4 protein-coding genes and 1 pseudogene are annotated in these 4,418 nt (G+C 39.0%); 3 read left to right on the top strand and 2 right to left on the bottom strand.

Annotated features, from left to right (window positions below):
• Positions 1 to 260: 260 nt before the first annotated feature.
• The gene (locus JCM15074_RS23290) at positions 261 to 779 is read right to left on the bottom strand and encodes a ribonuclease H family protein (RefSeq protein WP_306302244.1); all 519 of its coding nucleotides are present in this window, start codon (positions 777 to 779) and stop codon (positions 261 to 263) included.
• 147 nt (positions 780 to 926) lie between these two features.
• Positions 927 to 977: pseudogene (locus JCM15074_RS25520) on the bottom strand (ribonuclease H1 domain-containing protein); the annotation flags it as partial.
• A 263-nt stretch (positions 978 to 1,240) separates the two neighbouring features.
• Here JCM15074_RS25520 and JCM15074_RS20050 point away from each other — a divergent pair.
• The 3 genes from JCM15074_RS20050 (at position 1,241) to JCM15074_RS23285 (ending at position 3,607) form a co-directional block, all read left to right on the top strand.
• On the top strand, positions 1,241 to 2,341 hold the full coding sequence (locus tag JCM15074_RS20050; RefSeq protein WP_025823733.1) for a glycerol dehydrogenase: 1,101 nt from the start codon (positions 1,241 to 1,243) through the stop codon (positions 2,339 to 2,341).
• Positions 2,342 to 2,608: 267 nt separating this feature from the next.
• A complete protein-coding gene (locus tag JCM15074_RS20045) occupies positions 2,609 to 2,992 on the top strand; it encodes a MerR family transcriptional regulator (RefSeq protein ID WP_051536976.1) in 384 nt (127 codons plus the stop codon).
• Between the two features lie 60 nt (positions 2,993 to 3,052).
• The gene (locus JCM15074_RS23285) at positions 3,053 to 3,607 is read left to right on the top strand and encodes a methyltransferase domain-containing protein (protein ID WP_051536975.1); all 555 of its coding nucleotides are present in this window, start codon (positions 3,053 to 3,055) and stop codon (positions 3,605 to 3,607) included.
• Positions 3,608 to 4,418 lie beyond the last annotated feature (811 nt).

The raw sequence follows: 4,418 nt of genomic DNA, 5'->3' as shown, positions 1-4,418 counted from the left end.
GACGCATAATATCCACATCTTGAGTTGCTGTAAACTACTTTTTTATTAACTTAATTTGATTGCACACTTTTAAAACAAACAGCTTATTTTTCAATCCGCTAGCATTCTTTGAAAAGCTTATCGCCTTATTTTGTAACGGCATTAGCTTGACGATGGCGACTGACTGACCAGTACAATCCTTAATTGTTGCTCACGCAAAACAGCAAAGATATTGCCACTAATAAGAATTAATATTAGTGGCAATACCTGTAGAGTAATCCTTAACCTTGGCGTAATGCAAGGATCTGCTTAATATCTAATGCTTGTTGGTACTGACTAAATAAGGTTTGCTTTTTATCGATAGCAAGAATAGACATTCTGTCAGCGAGCTCATTCCCCTCAATGCCAACATGACCATTAACATGCAATAATTGCAGTTTAGTCTCAAGTTGCTGATATAAAGCAAACATGGGCTTGATGAGATCTAAGTTTTGAATCTCACCACCGCTGCGCTTCCACCCCTTTTTTTGCCAACCACTCGCCCACTGCGTTAAACATTGAATTGAGTATTTAGAATCAGAAAAAATGGATACGGTCTTATTATCTGCAATTAACTTTTGTGCCAGTAGCATTGCTTGATATAAGGCATTAAGCTCAGCGGTATTATTAGTCCCCATCGCTTGATAACAACCAAACCATAATTGAGTTAAATCATTATCAACATAAACAGCCATTCCCGATCCCGCCTGCCCAGGATTCGGCTCGCAACCGCCATCGGTAAAAATCTTATATTGACTCACAACAGCCAACACATCCGCAGCGGTTAATGAACCTTTCGATGTTTTTACTGCTTTTGTTGCTGCTGCAGGTTTTTTAGTGGAAAAACTTGGCTTTTTTGCAAATGCCTGTTCAGCCTCAAGATTGGTTGGATATGATTTATACTTAGCGCCTGCAAAACCATCTACTTGTGCTTTACAACTTGCCCAATCAGTGTAGATACCAGCTTACGCCCTTGCCACACGACATAAAATTTTTTAGCCAAAAGTTGCTCCTACTTATTCATACGCGAGCATAATAAAAGTCAGCTAATCAAAAAACAACATATAACCTCTTAATCACATTGCAAAGCTAAAATAAAATTTAATTAATCCAAAATAGAACTAACCTCACCGTATTCGTGAACCATATCACACCTGTATTAGCTCTTCTTAAGTAGAGTGCATTTATTATCTGTATCTAAATGTATCTGCAGGAGATTTATATGCTTACCGTAATGAGAGCGCCTTCACGCTATGTGCAAGGCCCAAATGCACTACTCCAACTGAAACAACATATTGAAGCTCTAGGTAACAAGTTTTTTGTTGTTGCTGATGGCTTTGTAATGAACATGACTCGCGACCTGATTGAGCAAGCTTTTGATCATCAAACTGAACAACTCGTTTTTGAAGAGTTTAATGGCCAATGTACCATCAACGAGATTGAACGCTTAAAAGAGTTAGCGAAACAAAATGGCTGCGATGCCATTATTGGCATCGGTGGCGGCCGTACTTTTGACACGGTTAAAGGTGTTGCTCACTTTGCTAATATTCCAGTGATTATCATTCCAACTGTTGCAGCAACGGATGCACCATGTACCGCATTGTCAGTTATTTACAGTGATGACGGTAAATTTGATCAATACATGTTCTACCCAAAAAACCCTGACGCAGTAATTGTCGACTCGACCATTTTAGCGAAAGCACCAGTGCGTTTCCTTGTGGCTGGTATGGGCGATGCACTAGGCACTTATTTTGAGGCAAGAACCTGTGTTAATTCAAAAGCCATGAATCTTGTTGCTGGTGGTGTATCACAAGCAGGTTTTGCGCTATCAAAATTATGCTATGAAACCTTATTACGTGATGGTCTCAAGGCTAAGCTAGCTGCAGAGAATGGCGTTACCGTTCCTGCGCTTGAAAATGTGCTAGAAGCAGCAACCTACTTAAGTGGTGTTGGTGCTGAAAATGGTGGCCTAGCAGCAGCACATTCTATCTATAATGGTTTTACGGTATTAGAACAATGTGAAAAAACCATGCATGGTGAAATTGTTGCATTTGGTACCCTAGTACAATTAGTGCTAGAAAATAGTCCAATGGAAGAGATTGAAGATGTGATTGATTTCTGCCTAACTGTTGGTCTACCAATCACTCTTGCACAAATTGGCTTACCTGAATTCCATCATGATCAAATTATGCGAGTAGCAACTGCGGCTTGCGCCGAAGGTGAAACCATCCATAACACCCTTGGTGGCGTCACAGTTGATGAAGTACATAACGCCATTCTTGCTGCTAATGCATTAGGCGAACATTACCTTCATTCGCTATAACTAGATTCATCTAGCAAGATTCAAAAAGCTCATCCATGGATGAGCTTTTTATTAGCTGATCTTTAGGTTATGTTTGTTCAATAGCGGAACAATGACGCATTAAAGAAGATATCGGCTATCAAATATATTCAATCATAATTAAATATGACTCAGTGAAAATAGGTGGTGCTGCTTATTTTTCCTTATTTAACAGCAATATTTATAAATCAAAAATTATCATCCATTTAATTAACAAGCAACGACCGCCATCCATAGAGGAGATTAATAATGTTGTTAATTGGTGAAGCATCAAAACTCAGTGGCGCATCTGTTCGTTCCATTCGACATTATGAAAAAATTGGATTGCTCACGACAATTAAACGAAATGGTTCATATCGTATTTTCAATGATGAAGATATCAAGATAATAAAATTGATTAAGCAGGCACAGTTACTGGGATTTAGTTTAACTGAGTTACAACAAATTTTCAGCTTACCAACAGTGCAGCTATGGCCTTATCTACTAGCACAACTCAAAGTAAAACAAACCAATATCGCCAATCAGATAAAGCAGTTACAACAGCAACAAAAGCAGCTGAGTATTTATAACGATCAGATTTCGAGTTGTCTTGTTCAACAAGGCGATTGCTCAACTTCATTGATTCCATCTTGACTCTGACACAGTGTCAGGCCTTAGCATTCTACCGATTTCTTAAAATACTAAGGACCAGCAATGTCAAAACATACAGATAAGATCACAACTGAATACTCAAAAGCATTGCAAGATAAAACAAATTCCATCGTAAAAAATACAGCAAAAGCTAAATTCGCTCAGTATGACTCAAATAATCTCAATAAATATGGTGCAGATATTACTGATTACTCTTTTGGCTGTGGTGATCCACTTTCATTTGCTCAAGTAGAAAAAGGACAGACTGTCGTCGACTTAGGTTGTGGAGCAGGCTTAGATCTGCTAATTGCTACAGAAAAGGTCGGTACATTAGGCCATGTCATTGGTGTTGATATCAATCCTGATATGCTTGAAATCGCACGAAATAGAACAGCTCAATATCATAATATCACCTTATATCAGGCACATATCGAAAGTTTACCATTGCCCTCTTCATCTATAGATTGGGTTATCTCAAACTGTGTTATCAACTTATCAGCCAGTAAACAATCAGTATTCGATGAAATAGCCAGAATACTAAAGCCTGACGGCCAAATGTTAGTTTCAGATATGGTTGCTGAACAATTGCATGGTGGCTCAAATATAGCGGTATTATGACCGCTGCATGTGGGGGGAACTTGATTACAGAGCAGCGATATTTAAATGGATTAAAAACCGCTGGATTAACCAATTCCAAAATAGTCGCTAGGCATTACTATAGCGCGGAACAGCTGGCAGCTATTGTTAGTGACAGTATGCCAACCATTCTACAAACAATGACTTGCTGCGGTAAAAAGATACTTAACAGTTTCCTTAACAAATTGGCTAAACCAATCTCGACTAAGTTATGGAGTGTTAAAATTTATGCTAATAAAGCAATCTAACCTCCACCTAACCAACAGAAATATAAATAATAGATTAGACTTATGATGAATAAGCAGACCCGCCTCCGGCGAGACAAGTCGACATATCTAATAAAAAGTAACCAACTGAACTACCGCGCTTTATTTCACACATACAAAAAATCCTCGTCATTGCTGACGAGGCTTCGATGTAATTGGAACAGCGGACATGAACTTGAATAGGCCGAACCCGCCCCCGGCGTGACAGGCCGACATCTCTAATAAAAAGAAACCAACTTGCTTTATTCTTTACATAGAAAAAAGGCATTACCCTAAGGTAATGCCTTTATCTAAATTCGCGCAGCGGACATGATCTTGAATAAGCTGAACCCGCTCGCGGGTATATAGATATAAAAAAAGCCCTTATCTTGCGATAAGGGCTTTCTCTAAATTGGCGGAGCGGACGGGACTCGAACCCACAGTCCCTATGTAACAGGCCGGCATCTCTAATAAAAAGTAACCAACTGAACTACCGCACTACATTTTACGCATACAAAAAAACCTCATCATTTCTGATGAGGTTTCTA

The organism is Shewanella marina JCM 15074, assembly GCF_000614975.1.
GTDB classification, from domain to species: domain Bacteria; phylum Pseudomonadota; class Gammaproteobacteria; order Enterobacterales; family Shewanellaceae; genus Shewanella; species Shewanella marina.
The sequence above is the reverse complement of the archived record's forward strand: the minus strand, read 5'-3'. Positions and strand labels throughout refer to the sequence as shown.